The organism is Clostridium sp. AM27-31LB, from assembly GCF_003480745.1.
GTDB classification, from domain to species: domain Bacteria; phylum Bacillota; class Clostridia; order Lachnospirales; family Lachnospiraceae; genus Butyribacter; species Butyribacter intestini.
This window is the reverse complement of sequence record NZ_QUJS01000005.1, coordinates 66,337-81,576: the sequence shown is the minus strand read 5'-3', so window position 1 is coordinate 81,576 and position 15,240 is coordinate 66,337. Positions and strand designations below refer to the sequence as shown.

Here is a 15,240-nt window from a genome sequence, read left to right as displayed (position 1 = left end):
TGTTAAATTGCGGTATAGACCGTGAAGTGACATGATAGAAATTATAGGCGGGGAAACGGTAAAATGTTTCCCCTCTATTAAAAATGAGTTATTGTTTGCATAAATAGTAGTGTAAGTAATGACAATAAGGGAACAAATATTAATAAATCAACTGTATTTTGGTTACTGTTCACAGGACAGTGAGCGGCAATGCATTTTGTGCTATGCACAGTGGAATGTGCAGAAATGAGGATTATTATGGAAAAAGCAATAAGAAAATACTGGCCGGTATTTGTGCTTCCTACTATGGCAGCATTTATGATAGGATTTATCGTGCCATTTATCGAAGGAATTTATTTATCATTTTGTAAATTTACCACTATCAAGGATGCTGATTTTGTGGGAATAGGCAATTATATCGAAGCATTTAAGGATACGACCTTCCCTCATGCATTTGGATTTACGGCAGTATTTGCGATAGTGACGCTTGTACTTGTTAATGTTCTTGCATTTGCACTTGCACTTGCACTTACACAGAAAATTAAGGGAACTAATATTTTTAGAACAATATTCTTTATGCCAAACCTTATTGGCGGTATTGTACTTGGATATATATGGCAGCTTATATTTGATGGTATATTCAGTCATTTTGATATGGCATTAAAACTTAATGCAAAATTAGGATTTTGGGGTCTTGTAATCTTAATCTGCTGGCAGCAGATAGGTTATATGATGATAGTTTACATAGCGGGTCTGCAGGCAATACCTGATTCATTAAGAGAAGCTGCTATGATTGATGGTGCAAACGCTTGGAAGAGACTTTTCCATGTAACTATTCCAAACATGATGCCATCGATAACAATATGTACATTCTTAACAATAACAAACTCATTCAAACTCTTTGACCAGAACCTTTCACTTACGGGTGGTGAGCCGCTTCATAAAACGGAGATGCTTGCATTGAATATTTATGATACATTCTATGGAAGAGTTGGATATGAAGGTGTAGGTCAGGCTAAGGCAGTTATCTTCTTCCTTGCAGTAATAGTTATCAGTATGTTACAGCTTAGACTTACAAGAAGTAAGGAGGTGCAGCAGTAATGAAAAAAGTAAAAGGAATTTTGGCTACATTATTATTTACGGTTATTTCAATTATATTTGTATCACCAATTATTGTTGTATTGATGAACTCTTTCAAGAAAAAGACATTTATCAATCTTGAGCCTTTTAAAATGCCGACATCAAAGAATTTTGTCGGATTGGAGAACTTTAAAGAGGCAATAACAAAATATGAATTTATTAAGGCTGTCGGTTGGACTGTATTTATTACGGTAGGCGGTGTAGTTCTTATTCTTGTGTGCTGTTCAATGTGTGCATGGTTTATCACAAGAGTACAGACAAAGATTACAAAAGCAATTTATCTTCTTTGTGTATTCTCAATGGTAATTCCATTCCAGATGGTAATGTTTACCTTATCAGGAACGGCAGATTCACTTGGACTTAATACACCATGGGGTCTTTTGATAATATATCTTGGATTTGGTGCAGGTCTTGCGGTATTTATGTTCTGCGGATTTGTAAAATCAATTCCTATTGAAGTTGAGGAGGCAGCTATGATTGACGGCTGCAGTCCTATAAGAACATTCTTCAGCGTTGTAGTACCAATGATGAAACCTACTCTTATATCTGTAGGAATACTTGAGGCAATGTGGATTTGGAACGATTTCCTTCTTCCATATCTTACACTTGATATAAAGAAATATAAGACAATATCAATTATCATTCAGTATATGAAGGGAAGTTACGGAAGAGTTGATATGGGTGCTATTATGGCTTGTCTTATCATGGCAGTTATCCCTGTTATAGTATTCTACTTATGCTGTCAGAAATATATCATCAAAGGAGTTGCAGCCGGAGCCGTTAAAGGTTAAAATACATTTTGCATGAAATATACTTTATCAGATGAAGTCATATGGTACTTTATCTGATAAAGGTGTTTTAGGGACTAAAAAGTTCTTAAATATCATGGAAATAAAAAAGTGAGGCAAATGTATGACTATAAAAGATATCGCCAGATTGTCAGGATATGGTATAGGGACTGTATCCAGGGTATTGAACAATCATTCTGATGTCAGTGACAAAGCAAGAAAAAAGATAATGGGAGTTATAGAAGAAAGTAATTTTCAGCCTAACAGTAATGCACGGCAGTTAAAGAGGCAGGCTGCGTCATCGCTTTCAATCATTGTAAAGGGAAATCAAAATATGCTGTTTGCAGATATTCTTGAGAAAATGCAAATGCTCCTTTCAAAAAATGGAGAAATTGCAGAAGTATCATATATAGATGAAGATGCAAACGAAGTGGAATGTGCACTTATGCTGTGTCGTGAAAGAAATCCTAAAGGAATTATATTTCTCGGCGGAAATCTTGATTATTTTGATGAATTTGAAGGAATAGATGTACCTTGTATTCTTGTCACAAATAGTGCCGGAAGTCTTAATATAAGTAATCTTTCATCATTTTATACAGATGATGAGGCAGCAGCATATAAAGTCGGCAGTTATTTTATAAAAAAAGGTCATAAAAAGATAGGTGTTGTAGGTGGAATATTGTCGGCAACACAGATAAGTTCTCTAAGATATGCGGGATGTATTCGGAGTTTTCAGGAAAATAATATACCGTTTGATGAGAAAAAAGGTTATGTGCAATGTCGATTTTCTATGGAGGACGGATATCAGGCAATGAAAAAACTTTTAAAGAATATGCCGGATGTTACGGCAGTCATTGCACTGAGTGATACGATAGCAGTTGGTGCGATGCGTGCAATATGCGATGCAGGAAAAAAAGTGCCGGATGACATATCGGTCATAGGATTTGACGGGATAAGTCTTTCAAATTACTGTATTCCAAGACTTACGACTATAAAACAAGACACGGAAAAAATGGCGAGAGAGGGAGTAGAGCTTATGTTGCGACAGATACATTACCCGGATGAAGGACGGGATGTATCTATACCATTTAAACTTCTTGAAAGAGAAAGTGTAAGAAATTTATAAGTATTAAAGTACATCACATAAAAAATATATATGAAATTGACATTATGATGTTATTGGACTTTGCATATATAACAGATAATGTTAGCCGACATATAGCGGGAGCGTGTCGGTATTGTTATAGCGTAAAAATCATCACTGCCTATAACAGTTTTATATTTCAAAAGTGTAAAAGGAGGAAAATATTTTGAGAAAAGCAGGAATTTTAATGCCTATCACATCATTGCCATCACCTTACGGTATTGGAACAATGGGAGAGGCAGCAAGAGAATTTGTCCGCTTTTTACATAAGGCAGGACAATCATACTGGCAGATATTACCAATATGTCCAACAAGTTATGGAGATTCGCCGTATCAGTCATTTTCATCATATGCCGGAAATCCGTATATGATAGATCTTGATGAACTTAGTGAAGCCGGACTTCTTGAAAAAGATGAGTATAAAAATATAGATTGGGGCAGGAACCCGGAGAAAGCAGATTATGGTTTGCTATACAACAAGAGATTTGGAGTTTTAAGGAAGGCTGCCAAGACTGCAGAAGAAAAATATCAGACAGAGCTTACAGAATTTAGAAAAGAAAATCATAAATGGCTTTCTGACTATGCTTTATTTATGGCAATAAAAGACGAGCAAAATGGAGTATCATGGCTTGAGTGGCCGGAAATTCTTAGAAAAAGAGATAACAAAGCTCTTGCAGTAGAAAGAGAAAAGTTAAAAGATGAGATAAAGTTTTGGGAATGTGTACAGTTTTTATTCTTTACACAGTGGAAAAAGTTAAAAGCTTATGCAAATGAAAATGGAATTAAAATAATTGGTGACATTCCTATTTATGTATCAAGTGACAGTGCAGATGTTTGGGCAAATCCCGAACAGTTTCAGCTTGATGATAATCTTATGCCGATAAGTGTGGCAGGATGTCCGCCTGATGGATTTTCAGCAGATGGTCAGCTTTGGGGTAATCCTTTGTTTAACTGGAAAGTCATGAAAGAACAGGATTATAACTGGTGGGTTGACAGAATAGCATATCAGACGCAGATATATGATATGCTTCGTATAGACCATTTTAGAGGGTTCGATGCATATTATTCTATCCCATATGGTGACAAAACTGCAAGAAACGGAGAATGGAAAGAAGGACCTGGAATAGATTTGTTCAATGTTATAAAAGAAAAACTTGGAGAACTTCCAATCATAGCAGAGGATCTCGGATTTTTGACGGATTCAGTAAGAAAGCTTCTTAAAGATACAGGATTTCCGGGAATGAAAGTTCTTGAGTTTGCATTTGACAGCAGGGATACGGAGTCAGGATATCTGCCTCATCTCTATCCTAAAAACTGTGTTGTATATGCAGGAACACATGATAATGAGACAATTCTTGGATGGATTGATGAAATATCAGAAGAAGATGCAGAATATGCGAAGAAATATATGCGTCTTTCAGAAGCAGAAGGATATCATTGGGGAATGATGCGTACGGCATGGGCAAGCGTTGCGGATACGGCAATTATGCAGATGCAGGACATTCTTGGACTTGGAAAAGATGCAAGAATGAACACACCGTCAACACTCAGTGATAAAAACTGGAGCTGGAGATGCCTGCCGGGAGTATATAATGATACGCTGGCAGATGTACTTCATCATGAGATGAAGCTGTATGGTAGAATTTAGGAAATTTACATTTCCCTCGTCATAGACGGCGTTATCCCATACTTATTTTTATAAAGCCTGTTAAAGTGCGACAGATTGTTGAAACCACAGTCACCGGCTATCTCAAGCACGGTGTCCTCAGTGGTGAGCAGTCTGGTTCGTGCTTTTATCAGGCGAAAATCATTAAGGTATTTAATAAAACTTGTTCCCATATGATTTTTAAAAAACTTCATAAAATGTGACGGACTGTAATGACATATATCAGCTATCTTTTCAATCGGAATTTCTTCATTATAATGCTGCTCCATATAAGTAAGTATTTCTTTTATTTTATCCACCGATTTTTCCGATTTTTTATTAACTTCCGTTTTAGGCGGATGTCTTATCATGATATGTATCAGTTCAAGCAGGCATGACTTGATGGCAAGCTGGTAGCCAAATTCTTTTTTATCACACAGAACATCCATAGTATTTATAATCTTCACAAAATGGGAATAAAAAGAATATCCCATATGCACATGAGTTACAATAGGAAAATCACCATTAAAAAAAGGAGTCAGATATTTGGACATGGTTATATCATTTGTCACAAAACTGAGAAGTTCCTTTTTAAAAATAATATTTTCGTACTCCAGTTTATCGCCGATAGCACAATCAATAGAATGAAGATTTTCAGGGAGAACCACAAGGATATCACCTGCCGATAGCTGATGCGTAGTAAGGTTAAGCGTAACTTTAGCCGAACCATGCTTGATAACAATAAGTTCCATATCATTGTGCCAGTGCAGGGGAACACTCGGAAAATCAATAGGGATAGAACATGGATAAGTATTAAATAAAAATTCCGCACTGGAATGGGTCTTTGTTTCATGGTATTTATTTTTTTCAATTTCATTCATATGTAAAACCTCCTAAAAGATAATTTGCACCCTTTATGTACTGTTACACGGTGACAACATAGCGAAAGCGTGCCGACGGTATTATTTGCTACAGATACACAATCATCACAGCACATAACAGTTTCGCGTCCGTTAAAAAAATATCTCTAAATGATAGTATTGTATCATATCGTGCTAGGAAAAGACAAGAAGTACACTTACTAAAATGATATATTATAGTCACAAAGTTAAGAGAGTTGCCGCACATAAAAATGTGTCAGGTGACAGGAATTAAAAATTCACATTTTATTGTGAATAAGGATATGGATAAGAGATAGAGAATTTTATGTTACAAAGTAAACAACAATGCGTGTAAAATGGAGGATTATTATGGATATCAAAAACACTTTAGAGCAGAAGCTTGGAAAAAGTATTGCTGACAGCAGCAAACAGGAAATTTATATTGCACTTTTAAATATCACGAAAGATATGTCAGAGGAAAAAGTGCAGGAGGACACAGGAAAGAAAGTTTATTATATTTCGGCAGAATTTTTGATAGGAAAACTTCTTTCTAACAATCTTATAAATCTTGGAATTTATGCTGATGTAAAGAAAGTCCTTGCTGACAACGGCATAAGTCTTGCAGAGATTGAGGAGATTGAGGCAGAGCCTTCACTTGGTAATGGTGGTCTTGGCCGTCTTGCAGCATGCTTCCTTGATTCGATAGCAAGCCTTGGACTTAACGGTTCTGGTATTGGTCTTAACTACCATCTTGGATTATTCAAGCAGGTATTTGAGAATAATAAGCAGAAAGAGACTGCAAATCCATGGATTGAGGAGAATACATTCCTTAGAAAAACAGATGTGAGCTATCCTGTAAAATTTAAAGATTTTACTGTTCAGTCGAGAATGTATGAGATAGATGTAACAGGATATGACAACAGAACAAATAAACTTGAATTGTTTGACCTTGATACTGTAGATGATAGTATTGTAGGAGATGGAATTGATTTTGATAAGAAAGATATTGCGAAAAATCTTACATTATTCCTTTATCCTGATGACAGTGATGATGACGGAAGAAAACTCAGAATTTACCAGCAGTATTTCATGGTAAGCAATGGTGCAAAACTTATAATAGATGAGTGTAAGAAAAAGGGAAGTAACCTCCACGATTTATATAATTACGCAGTAATCCAGATAAATGATACACATCCTACAATGGTTATACCTGAGCTTATCCGTCTGCTTATGGAAGAGGGAATTGATATTGATGAGGCAATCGAGATTGTTTCAAAGACTTGTGCATATACAAACCACACAATTCTCGCAGAAGCACTTGAAAAATGGCCTATTTCATTCCTTAAGGAAGTTGTACCACAGCTTGTGCCTATTATAGAGGTGCTTGACGATAAAGTACGCCGCCGCTTTGATGATGAGAGTGTGGTTATCATTGACAAAAATGATACAGTACATATGGCTCATATCGACATTCATTACGGCTTCAGTGTAAACGGTGTAGCTGCACTTCACACGGAAATCCTTGAAAAATCAGAACTTAACAACTTCTATAAGATTTATCCTGAGAAGTTTAACAATAAAACAAACGGTATCACATTCAGAAGATGGCTTCTTCATTGCAATCCTGAACTTACAGACCAGCTCACAGAATGGATTGGTGACGGTTACAAAAAGGATGCAGAGGAACTTAAGAAACTTGAAAAATATCTTTCTGATAAGGATGCACTCGACACACTTCTTAAGATAAAAACTGATAACAAGGCAGATTTTGTTGATTATATAAAGAGAACTCAGAATATCACACTTAATCCTAATTCAATATTTGATATTCAGGTTAAGCGTCTGCATGAATACAAACGCCAGCAGTTAAATGCATTATTTGTAATTCATAAATATCTTGAGATTAAGAAAGGGAACATACCTGAGACACCAATCACAGTAATATTTGGTGCAAAAGCAGCTCCGGCATACATTATAGCAAAAGATATAATTCACCTTATCTTATGTTTGCAGGAGATTATCAACAATGATCCTGAGGTAAATAAATATCTAAATGTTGTTATGGTAGAAAACTACAATGTAACAATGGCAGAAAGACTTATTCCGGCGTGTGATATATCAGAGCAGATTTCACTTGCATCAAAAGAAGCAAGCGGAACAGGAAACATGAAATTCATGCTTAACGGAGCAATCACACTTGGTACTGAGGACGGTGCAAATGTAGAAATCCACCAGTTTGTAGGTGATGACAATATTTACATCTTCGGAGCAGAGAGTGACGAGGTAATAGCACATTACGCAAACTCTGACTATGTATCAAGAGATTACTATGAAAAAAATCCTGCACTCAAAGAGGCGGTTGATTTTATTACAGGTGATGCAATGCTTAAAATTGGTGATGAAACACAGCTTAACCGTCTTAAAAATGAACTTTTAAACAAAGACTGGTTTATGACATTCCTTGACTTTGACAGTTATGTAGAGACAAAGGAAAAAGCATATGCTGACTTTAACGACAGAGAGGCTTGGGCAAAGAAGATGCTTGTTAATATAAGCCAGGCAGGATTTTTCTCATCAGACAGAACTATTGCACAGTACAATGAGGATATTTGGAAACTGTAATTTAACACTATCAGGAAAGTAGCAGATAGTATTACGAATATCAACTTGACTTGTAAAAAATGGGAACAAAATAGATTGCCGTAAGGCATAAAAAATATGCTTGAAATTTCCTAAATCAGAAGATGTACTGATGGGGGATTTCGGGCATATTTTTTGTTTTTTTGGAAATACTTATTCATGAATAATGTAATGACTGGATTTTACAGTAACACAAAATATGTGCAGTAGATTGGAGATTAACATGAATAAGAAAATTATTAAAACAGCTTCTGTTATCGCTGTCGGAGCGGGAGCAGCGGCTTTGTATAAGGCTAAGTTTGCAAAAGACAATGACTCTGACAGTGGTTCGTGCGGATGTAAAAATTCAAATGGAAAAGATGATGACAAAAAGTCAATGTCGGATAGAGTTATTGAAAAATGGTGTCAGTATGTTGATGATAGTGATGGAAAGATTAAAAGCAAAAACAGAGGCAATGCTAAAGATAATTATGAAAAATCTGACTATCAGAACACGGAGCGTGGAAAATACGATAAGAACAGCAAAGGCATTTACTATGCAAGCGGCAACTACGAAGCATTTGCAAGACCAAAAAAGCCGGTCGGTATCGAGGAAAAATCGGCGTACATCGTGGGAAGTGGTCTTGGTGCACTTGCTGCAGCATGCTTTCTTGTGAGGGATGCAAAGATGCCGGGAGAAAATATTCATATCCTTGAGGCACTTGATATTGCCGGCGGAGCGTGTGACGGTATAAACGATGCTTCGAGAGGATATATAATGCGTGGCGGTCGTGAAATGGAGGATCATTTTGAATGTCTGTGGGATTTGTTCAGGAGTATTCCATCTTTGGAAAATAAAGACGAGTCGGTTTTGGACGAATTTTATTATCTGAATAAAGAAGACCCAAATTATTCGCTTTGCAGGGTCACAACAGACAGGGGGAAAGATGCAGAACTTGGTGGAAAGTTTGGACTTAGCCGCAAGGGATGTATGGAGATTATGAGATTGTTCTTTACTTCCGATGAACAACTGTATGATAAAAAGATAGAAGATTTTTTTGATGATGAAGTGTTTGACTCAAACTTCTGGCTTTATTGGAGAACAATGTTCGCTTTTCAAAACTGGCACAGTGCATTGGAAATGAAACTCTATTTTAAGAGATTTATCCATCACATAGCAGGACTTCCCGATTTTTCAGCATTAAAATTTACAAGATACAATCAGTATGAATCACTTATAATGCCTATGCTTAAATATCTTGAAAATGCAGGTGTTTCATTTAAATTTAACACTGAGGTAACAAATGTTATATTTGACATTGACGGAAAGAAAAAGACAGCGAAAACTATTGAGTGTGTAGTGGCGGGCAAAAATGAAGAAATAAAACTTACAGATAATGACCTTGTTTTCATCACAAACGGAAGCTGCACGGAAAGTACAATATACGGCGACCATGAACACGCACCGACAGGTAGTGCAAAGATAAGAAAAAGCGGCTGTTGGAGTCTTTGGAAAAATATCGCAAGGCAGGACATGGCATTTGGAAATCCTGAAAAGTTCTGTTCGGATGTTGAAAAGTCAAAATGGGAATCGGCAACCATTACAACATCGGATGAAAAGATAATTTCATATATAGAGAAGATATGCAAGAGAGATTCACGCTCAGGGAAAGTTGTCACTGGCGGAATTGTGAGCTGCAAGGATTCTTCATGGCTGCTTAGCTGGACGATAAACAGGCAGGGACAGTTCAAAAAACAGAAAAAGGATGAAGTATGTATATGGGTTTACGGTCTGTTTACTGATGCTGTCGGTGATTATATAAGAAAACCGATGAAAGACTGCTGTGGCTGGGAGATTGCGGCAGAGTGGCTTTACCATCTTGGAGTCCCTGTAAATGAGATTGATGAGCTTGCAAAAGAGCACACAAACTGCATACCGACAATGCTTCCTTATATAACTGCATTCTTTATGCCGAGAAGAAAAGGAGACAGACCGGATGTTATCCCTGACGGAAGTGTAAATGCCGCATTTTTAGGACAGTTTGCCGAGACACCGAGAGATACGATATTCACAACGGAATATTCAGTAAGAACAGCTATGGAGGCGGTTTACGGATTGTGTGGAGTAGACAGGGCAGTACCTGAAGTCTGGGGCAGCACATATGATATAAGAGAACTGGTTGAGAGTTCGGTAAGACTTATGGATGGAAAGTCACCGCTTGACATGGAACTTCCAAAGCCGTTAAATATGGTGAAAAATGCGGTCTTAAAGAAAATTAAGGGAACAGATATAGAGAAACTTTTAAAAGAGCATGGTGTTTTGAATGAGGGGTAAGGTTTGAAATACTGTTTTGAGCGATTAGCAGAGCGTACCACGAATATCCGCTTGACTGTAAGGATTTAGACTTAAAATGAAATAGTGCTCAATGCTATAAAAATAGTCAAAAAGTGTGTAAGTTTTATTTAGAGCAGCTTACACACTTTTTCTAAATTGTGGTACAATGAACACAGTATTGTTCATCATGTGCAAAAAGATGTATTGATTTATGGTACAATTCTAAATACCAGATGCTATTATATTGAAGCCCGGACAAGAAATAACAGGCGTTCTGACATAATAGCAGATTACAAAGGCAGAAGATTTATTATTGAGTTAAAAATCTGGCATGGAGATGAATATAATTCACGGGGGAAAAAGCAGTTGTTTGATTATCTTGAGTATTATCAACAGGATAAAGGTTATTTGCTTAGTTTTAACTTTGATAAGAACAAAAAAACAGGGGTAAATGAGTTGGATTATAAGTGTAAGAAGATACTTGAAGTAATGGTGTAAAAGAAGTAAAATACAACAAATAACGAGAAAACAGGAGGAACTAAAATGAACAATATAAATGAACCAAAGTGGCTTGACAACGCAGTTTTTTATGAAATCTATCCGCAGTCGTTCAATGACACAAATGCTGACGGTATAGGTGACATAAATGGTATTACGGAGAAACTTGACTACATAAAGGATTTAGGCTGTAATGCCATATGGATAAATCCATGTTTCAAATCACCTTTTGGTGATGCGGGTTACGATGTTGAGGACTACTATATGGTTGCACCGAGATACGGCACAAATGAGGACCTTGCAAATCTTTTCAAAGAGGCACACAAGAGAGATATGCACATACTCCTTGACCTTGTTCCGGGACATACTTCCGTGCAGCATGAGTGGTTTAAGCAGTCCATGAAAGCTGAAAAGAATGAGTTTACGGACAGATATGTATGGACTGACAGTATTTGGGAAGAACCACAGGGGATGGGCTGCATCAGAGGAATTTCAGACAGAGACGGTTCATGTGCAGTCAACTTTTTCTCACACCAGCCGGCACTTAATTACGGATATTATAAGCCTGAGCGTCCGTGGCAGCAGTCTATGGATGATGAGGGACCAAAAGCCACACTTGAAGCAATGAAAGATGTTATGCGTTTCTGGCTTCAGATGGGGGCAGACGGTTTCAGGGTAGATATGGCAGGCTCACTTGTAAAAAATGATGAGGACGGAAAAGGAACGATAAAACTCTGGCAGAATGTAAGAGAATTTCTCGATAAAGAATTTTCAAATGCCGCTATGGTTTCAGAATGGGGAGAGCCTGACAAATCACTTCAGGGCGGTTTTCATATGGATTTCCTTCTTCATTTTGGACCATCTCATTACAATGATTTGTTCCGATGTGAAGAACCGTTCTTCTCATCAAGAGGAAAAGGTGATGTATCAGCCTTTGTAGAAAAGTACCTTGAAAATTATGAGAAATCAGAAAAGAAAGGACTTATGTGTATTCCATCAGGAAATCATGATATGGGACGACTTTCACAGGAAGTAAAAGGTGATGAACTTAAAGTTGCATTTGCGTTCCTTTTATCAATGCCTGGAGCACCGTTTATCTATTATGGTGATGAAATCGGAATGAAATATGTAGAAGGACTTACATCAGTAGAGGGCGGATATGGAAGAACAGGTTCAAGAACACCTATGCAGTGGGATGACAGTTTAAATGCAGGTTTCAGCAATGCAAAGAAAGAAATGCTCTATATCGCACAGGACAGTGATGAAAATCGTCCGACAGTCAAAAATCAGGCGGCAGATGAAAATTCACTTTACAATGAGATAAAGAAACTCATAAAAATAAGAAAAGAACACACGGCACTCTTAAGCAAAGGTGAGATAGAATTCGTAGCAGCAAAGAAAGATACATATCCTCTTGCTTATGTAAGAAGCAGTGAAGATGAGAAAATTCTTGTTGTTATAAATCCGTCAGCAAAAGAAGTAACATTTGAATTTGACGCAAAACCAGGAGAAACAATCTACAGCTTCGGCGGAAGCGTGGAAAGTGACGGCAAGACCGTAAAGGCATCAGGACAGACAGCAGCGTTTATAAAACTTGCGTAATGTAAAACTATCAGGGAAGCCATTTATGATATGCTGCGACAGCAGCTGATAGTGTTATGGGTAAAAAGCAAAGCGGATTGTGAATATCCGCTTTACAAAATATTATAAACATCATAAAAAACTCGGACAAAAAACTTACCACATTCAATGTGGAAGTTTATTTGTCCATTTTTTGTATGTTCATTTATTTACAATAGTTTTTTGTATGCTCAATTTCAGAATTAAACAAATTACTCTGTATAAAAGCAATTACAGTAAAAGTAACAGTTCAGCCTTTCATTTCTTACATTCATAAACCTGCCAGCGAGCTGTCAGTCGCTGCTTTGCAGCTTTTGTTTATTTACGCGAAAGCAAAGTGAGGATGGAACAAATAAATTTGTTCCATCTGAGCGTGCTCGCGAGGGCTTTGACCTCATTTCAGAAATGAAAGGCTATTCTACCATAAAAAGGTACTTAACAATACAATGAACAAGCTCATTGTATTGCTAATTATCTTTTTATGGCTGAACTGTTACCAGTAAAAATAATTCAAATCATGTTAAAGTTGCATAAAAATTAAAAAAGTTGTATAATTGATATGTTGAAGTTGCACAAAAAATATTGATAATAATTTGTTCGATTTTCAAAAAAGAAAAAAGGGATTTTAGTGTGAAAAATACATATATGCAGGATTTTATTGTAGAAAAAATGATTTTTCACACACAAGATTTGTGTCTGTGCACACTTGACACAAACTTGATATGCAAAAAATGTGTGCAGAAATGAGGTATAATATGAAAAACATTAAAGTAAAGTTTAAAATGTTACTTATTATGACAGGGGTTCTTGTAATTTTGTTATTTGGGACTATATTTTCAGCCATATGCATGAAAAATCAAAACAACGAATCTGTAGCTGAGATAGAGGGCAGTATAAGAAGTTCATATGATGACAGCATCAAATCGGAAGTTACGGCGGCAGTATCTGTCGCAAAACACTATTACGGTCAGTATAAGAGCGGGATTCTTACAGAACAGCTTGCTAAGAAAAATGCTGCTGATGAGATTCGTGATATGAGATACGGTGACAGCGGCTACTTCTGGGTAGACCAGTCTGACGGAACAAATGTAGTTCTTCTTGGAAGTGACACTGAGGGAACAAACCGTATGAATACAAAAGACTCAAAGGGATTTACCATGGTTAAACAGATGATAGAGGATTCTGTTAAGAATAACGAGGCATATACCAACTATTATTTTCCTAAGGAGGGAGAGACAGAGCCTTCACCAAAGCGTTCTTATACATATTATTATAAGGAATTTGACTGGGTCATCGGAACAGGAAATTATACAGACGATATAGACAAAACAGTTGCGGTCAGACATGATGAACTGACAAAATATTCAAACAACATGACAAAAATCTATATTGCCGTAAATGGTACGATAGGAATTGTGCTCATTGCAATTATAATCCTTATAATCGCAAATATAGTTAAGCCGCTTGAAGCTGTTGGCAGAGAGCTTGGTGTACTTGAAAGTGGTGACTTTACAAGCGAAATAGATGATAAGTATTTAAAAAGGAGAGATGACTTTGGTATTCTGGCAAACAGACTTGAGACTATGCGTGCAAATCTTTCAAGACTGATAGGTGATGTGAAAACAGGTGCAGGTGACATAAAGAATGTAGTAGGTGAGATAACAAATGATATGGGACTGCTTAATTCTGATATAGAGGATGTTTCTGCAACGACAGAGGAAGTTGCGGCATCAATGGAAGAAACGGCAGCTACGACAGAGAGTATAGATTCGATGTCGCATGAGATAGAGGATGCGGCAAAAAATATTGCATTGAGAGCACAGGATGGTGCAAATCATGTTGAACAGATATATAAGAGAGCAAAAGAAGGTAAAGAAAATGTGGCATCTATAAGAGAGAAAGCAAGTCAGACAAAAAAAGCCATGAAGAGTGAACTTGAAAAAGCGATGGAGGATGCAAAAGTTGTAGACCAGATAAATGTACTTGCCGATTCTATCATGGAAATTACAGAACAGACAAACCTTCTCTCACTTAATGCATCTATTGAAGCAGCAAGAGCGGGTGAGGCAGGAAAAGGTTTTGCTGTTGTTGCAGACGAGATAAGAAAACTTGCTGAACAGTCAAAAGAAAATGTTGAAAATATACAGGGTGTGACGGATGCCGTAAAAAATGCAGTTGAAAATCTTAAGAGTGATGCACAGCAAATGCTTGAATTTGTTGAGACGGATGTTACTGACAGCTATCATAAATTTGATGAGCTTGCTGGATTTTATAATGAAGATGCGACAAGTGTAAACGAACTTGTATCAGATTTTAGTGCTACATCAGAAGAATTGCTGGCATCTATCTCATCAATACTTGATTCGATAAAGGGTATAAGCATTGCCACTGAGGAGAGTGCTAATGGAACGACGAACATAGCAAACAGGACTGTTTCGATTGCAGAAAGGTCTTCAGTTGTCAATGACAACTCAAAGACGGCAGAGGAGAGAGCGAATAAACTCAGTGAGGGAGTTGCTAAGTTCAAAATTTAGATAGAGTGTAGATGCAGTTTAGACATAAATAAAACAATTTATTAAAATTTATGCTAA

Annotated in this window: 10 protein-coding genes; 9 read left to right on the top strand and 1 reads right to left on the bottom strand. The window is 36.9% G+C overall.

Features of this window, described 5'->3' with window-relative positions:
- Positions 1–237: 237 nt before the first annotated feature.
- The 4 genes from DW721_RS08820 (at position 238) to malQ (ending at position 4,699) form a co-directional block, all read left to right on the top strand.
- On the top strand, positions 238–1,080 hold the full coding sequence (locus DW721_RS08820; protein ID WP_022014265.1) for a sugar ABC transporter permease: 843 nt from the start codon (positions 238–240) through the stop codon (positions 1,078–1,080).
- Positions 1,080–1,910, top strand: a complete 831-nt coding sequence (locus tag DW721_RS08815; RefSeq protein ID WP_022014264.1) for a carbohydrate ABC transporter permease — start codon at positions 1,080–1,082, stop codon at positions 1,908–1,910. The genes DW721_RS08820 and DW721_RS08815 overlap by 1 nt, the downstream gene beginning before the upstream one ends.
- 121 nt (positions 1,911–2,031) lie before the next feature.
- On the top strand, positions 2,032–3,033 hold the full coding sequence (locus DW721_RS08810; protein ID WP_022014263.1) for a LacI family DNA-binding transcriptional regulator: 1,002 nt from the start codon (positions 2,032–2,034) through the stop codon (positions 3,031–3,033).
- Between the two features lie 181 nt (positions 3,034–3,214).
- Positions 3,215–4,699, top strand: a complete 1,485-nt coding sequence (gene malQ / locus DW721_RS08805) for a 4-alpha-glucanotransferase (protein ID WP_118745518.1) — start codon at positions 3,215–3,217, stop codon at positions 4,697–4,699.
- A 5-nt stretch (positions 4,700–4,704) separates the two neighbouring features.
- Here the strand turns inward: malQ and DW721_RS08800 are convergent, their stop codons facing one another.
- Positions 4,705–5,577: an AraC family transcriptional regulator gene (locus DW721_RS08800; RefSeq protein ID WP_118745517.1), complete on the bottom strand. Its 873-nt coding sequence runs from the start codon at positions 5,575–5,577 to the stop codon at positions 4,705–4,707.
- A gap of 369 nt (positions 5,578–5,946) precedes the next feature.
- Between DW721_RS08800 and DW721_RS08795 the strand changes: the two genes are divergently transcribed.
- The 5 genes from DW721_RS08795 to DW721_RS08775 all read left to right on the top strand — a co-directional run bounded on the left by DW721_RS08795 (position 5,947) and on the right by DW721_RS08775 (position 15,183).
- Positions 5,947–8,199: a glycogen/starch/alpha-glucan phosphorylase gene (locus DW721_RS08795; RefSeq protein WP_182436279.1), complete on the top strand. Its 2,253-nt coding sequence runs from the start codon at positions 5,947–5,949 to the stop codon at positions 8,197–8,199.
- Positions 8,200–8,746: 547 nt separating this feature from the next.
- Positions 8,747–10,531 carry an oleate hydratase gene (locus tag DW721_RS08790; protein ID WP_347560369.1) on the top strand — a complete coding sequence of 595 codons (1,785 nt, stop codon included), beginning with the start codon at positions 8,747–8,749 and terminating at the stop codon, positions 10,529–10,531.
- A gap of 189 nt (positions 10,532–10,720) precedes the next feature.
- On the top strand, positions 10,721–11,029 hold the full coding sequence (locus DW721_RS08785; RefSeq protein WP_347560367.1) for a GxxExxY protein: 309 nt from the start codon (positions 10,721–10,723) through the stop codon (positions 11,027–11,029).
- Positions 11,030–11,074: 45 nt separating this feature from the next.
- Entirely contained in the window at positions 11,075–12,631 is a 1,557-nt protein-coding gene (locus DW721_RS08780) for an alpha-amylase family glycosyl hydrolase (RefSeq protein ID WP_118745514.1), read from the top strand.
- A gap of 773 nt (positions 12,632–13,404) precedes the next feature.
- Positions 13,405–15,183: a methyl-accepting chemotaxis protein gene (locus DW721_RS08775; RefSeq protein WP_118745513.1), complete on the top strand. Its 1,779-nt coding sequence runs from the start codon at positions 13,405–13,407 to the stop codon at positions 15,181–15,183.
- The last annotated feature ends 57 nt before the right edge of the window (positions 15,184–15,240 follow it).

What these genes read in the sequence shown, in the direction of transcription:
- DW721_RS08820 (WP_022014265.1), top strand. Translation starts at nt 238, where the DNA reads ATGGAAAAAGCAATAAGAAAATACTGGCCGGTATTTGTGCTTCCTACT.
- DW721_RS08815 (WP_022014264.1), top strand. Translation starts at nt 1,080, where the DNA reads ATGAAAAAAGTAAAAGGAATTTTGGCTACATTATTATTTACGGTTATT.
- DW721_RS08810 (WP_022014263.1), top strand. Translation starts at nt 2,032, where the DNA reads ATGACTATAAAAGATATCGCCAGATTGTCAGGATATGGTATAGGGACT.
- DW721_RS08800 (WP_118745517.1), bottom strand. Translation starts at nt 5,577, where the DNA reads ATGAATGAAATTGAAAAAAATAAATACCATGAAACAAAGACCCATTCC.
- DW721_RS08795 (WP_182436279.1), top strand. Translation starts at nt 5,947, where the DNA reads ATGGATATCAAAAACACTTTAGAGCAGAAGCTTGGAAAAAGTATTGCT.
- DW721_RS08780 (WP_118745514.1), top strand. Translation starts at nt 11,075, where the DNA reads ATGAACAATATAAATGAACCAAAGTGGCTTGACAACGCAGTTTTTTAT.
- DW721_RS08775 (WP_118745513.1), top strand. Translation starts at nt 13,405, where the DNA reads ATGAAAAACATTAAAGTAAAGTTTAAAATGTTACTTATTATGACAGGG.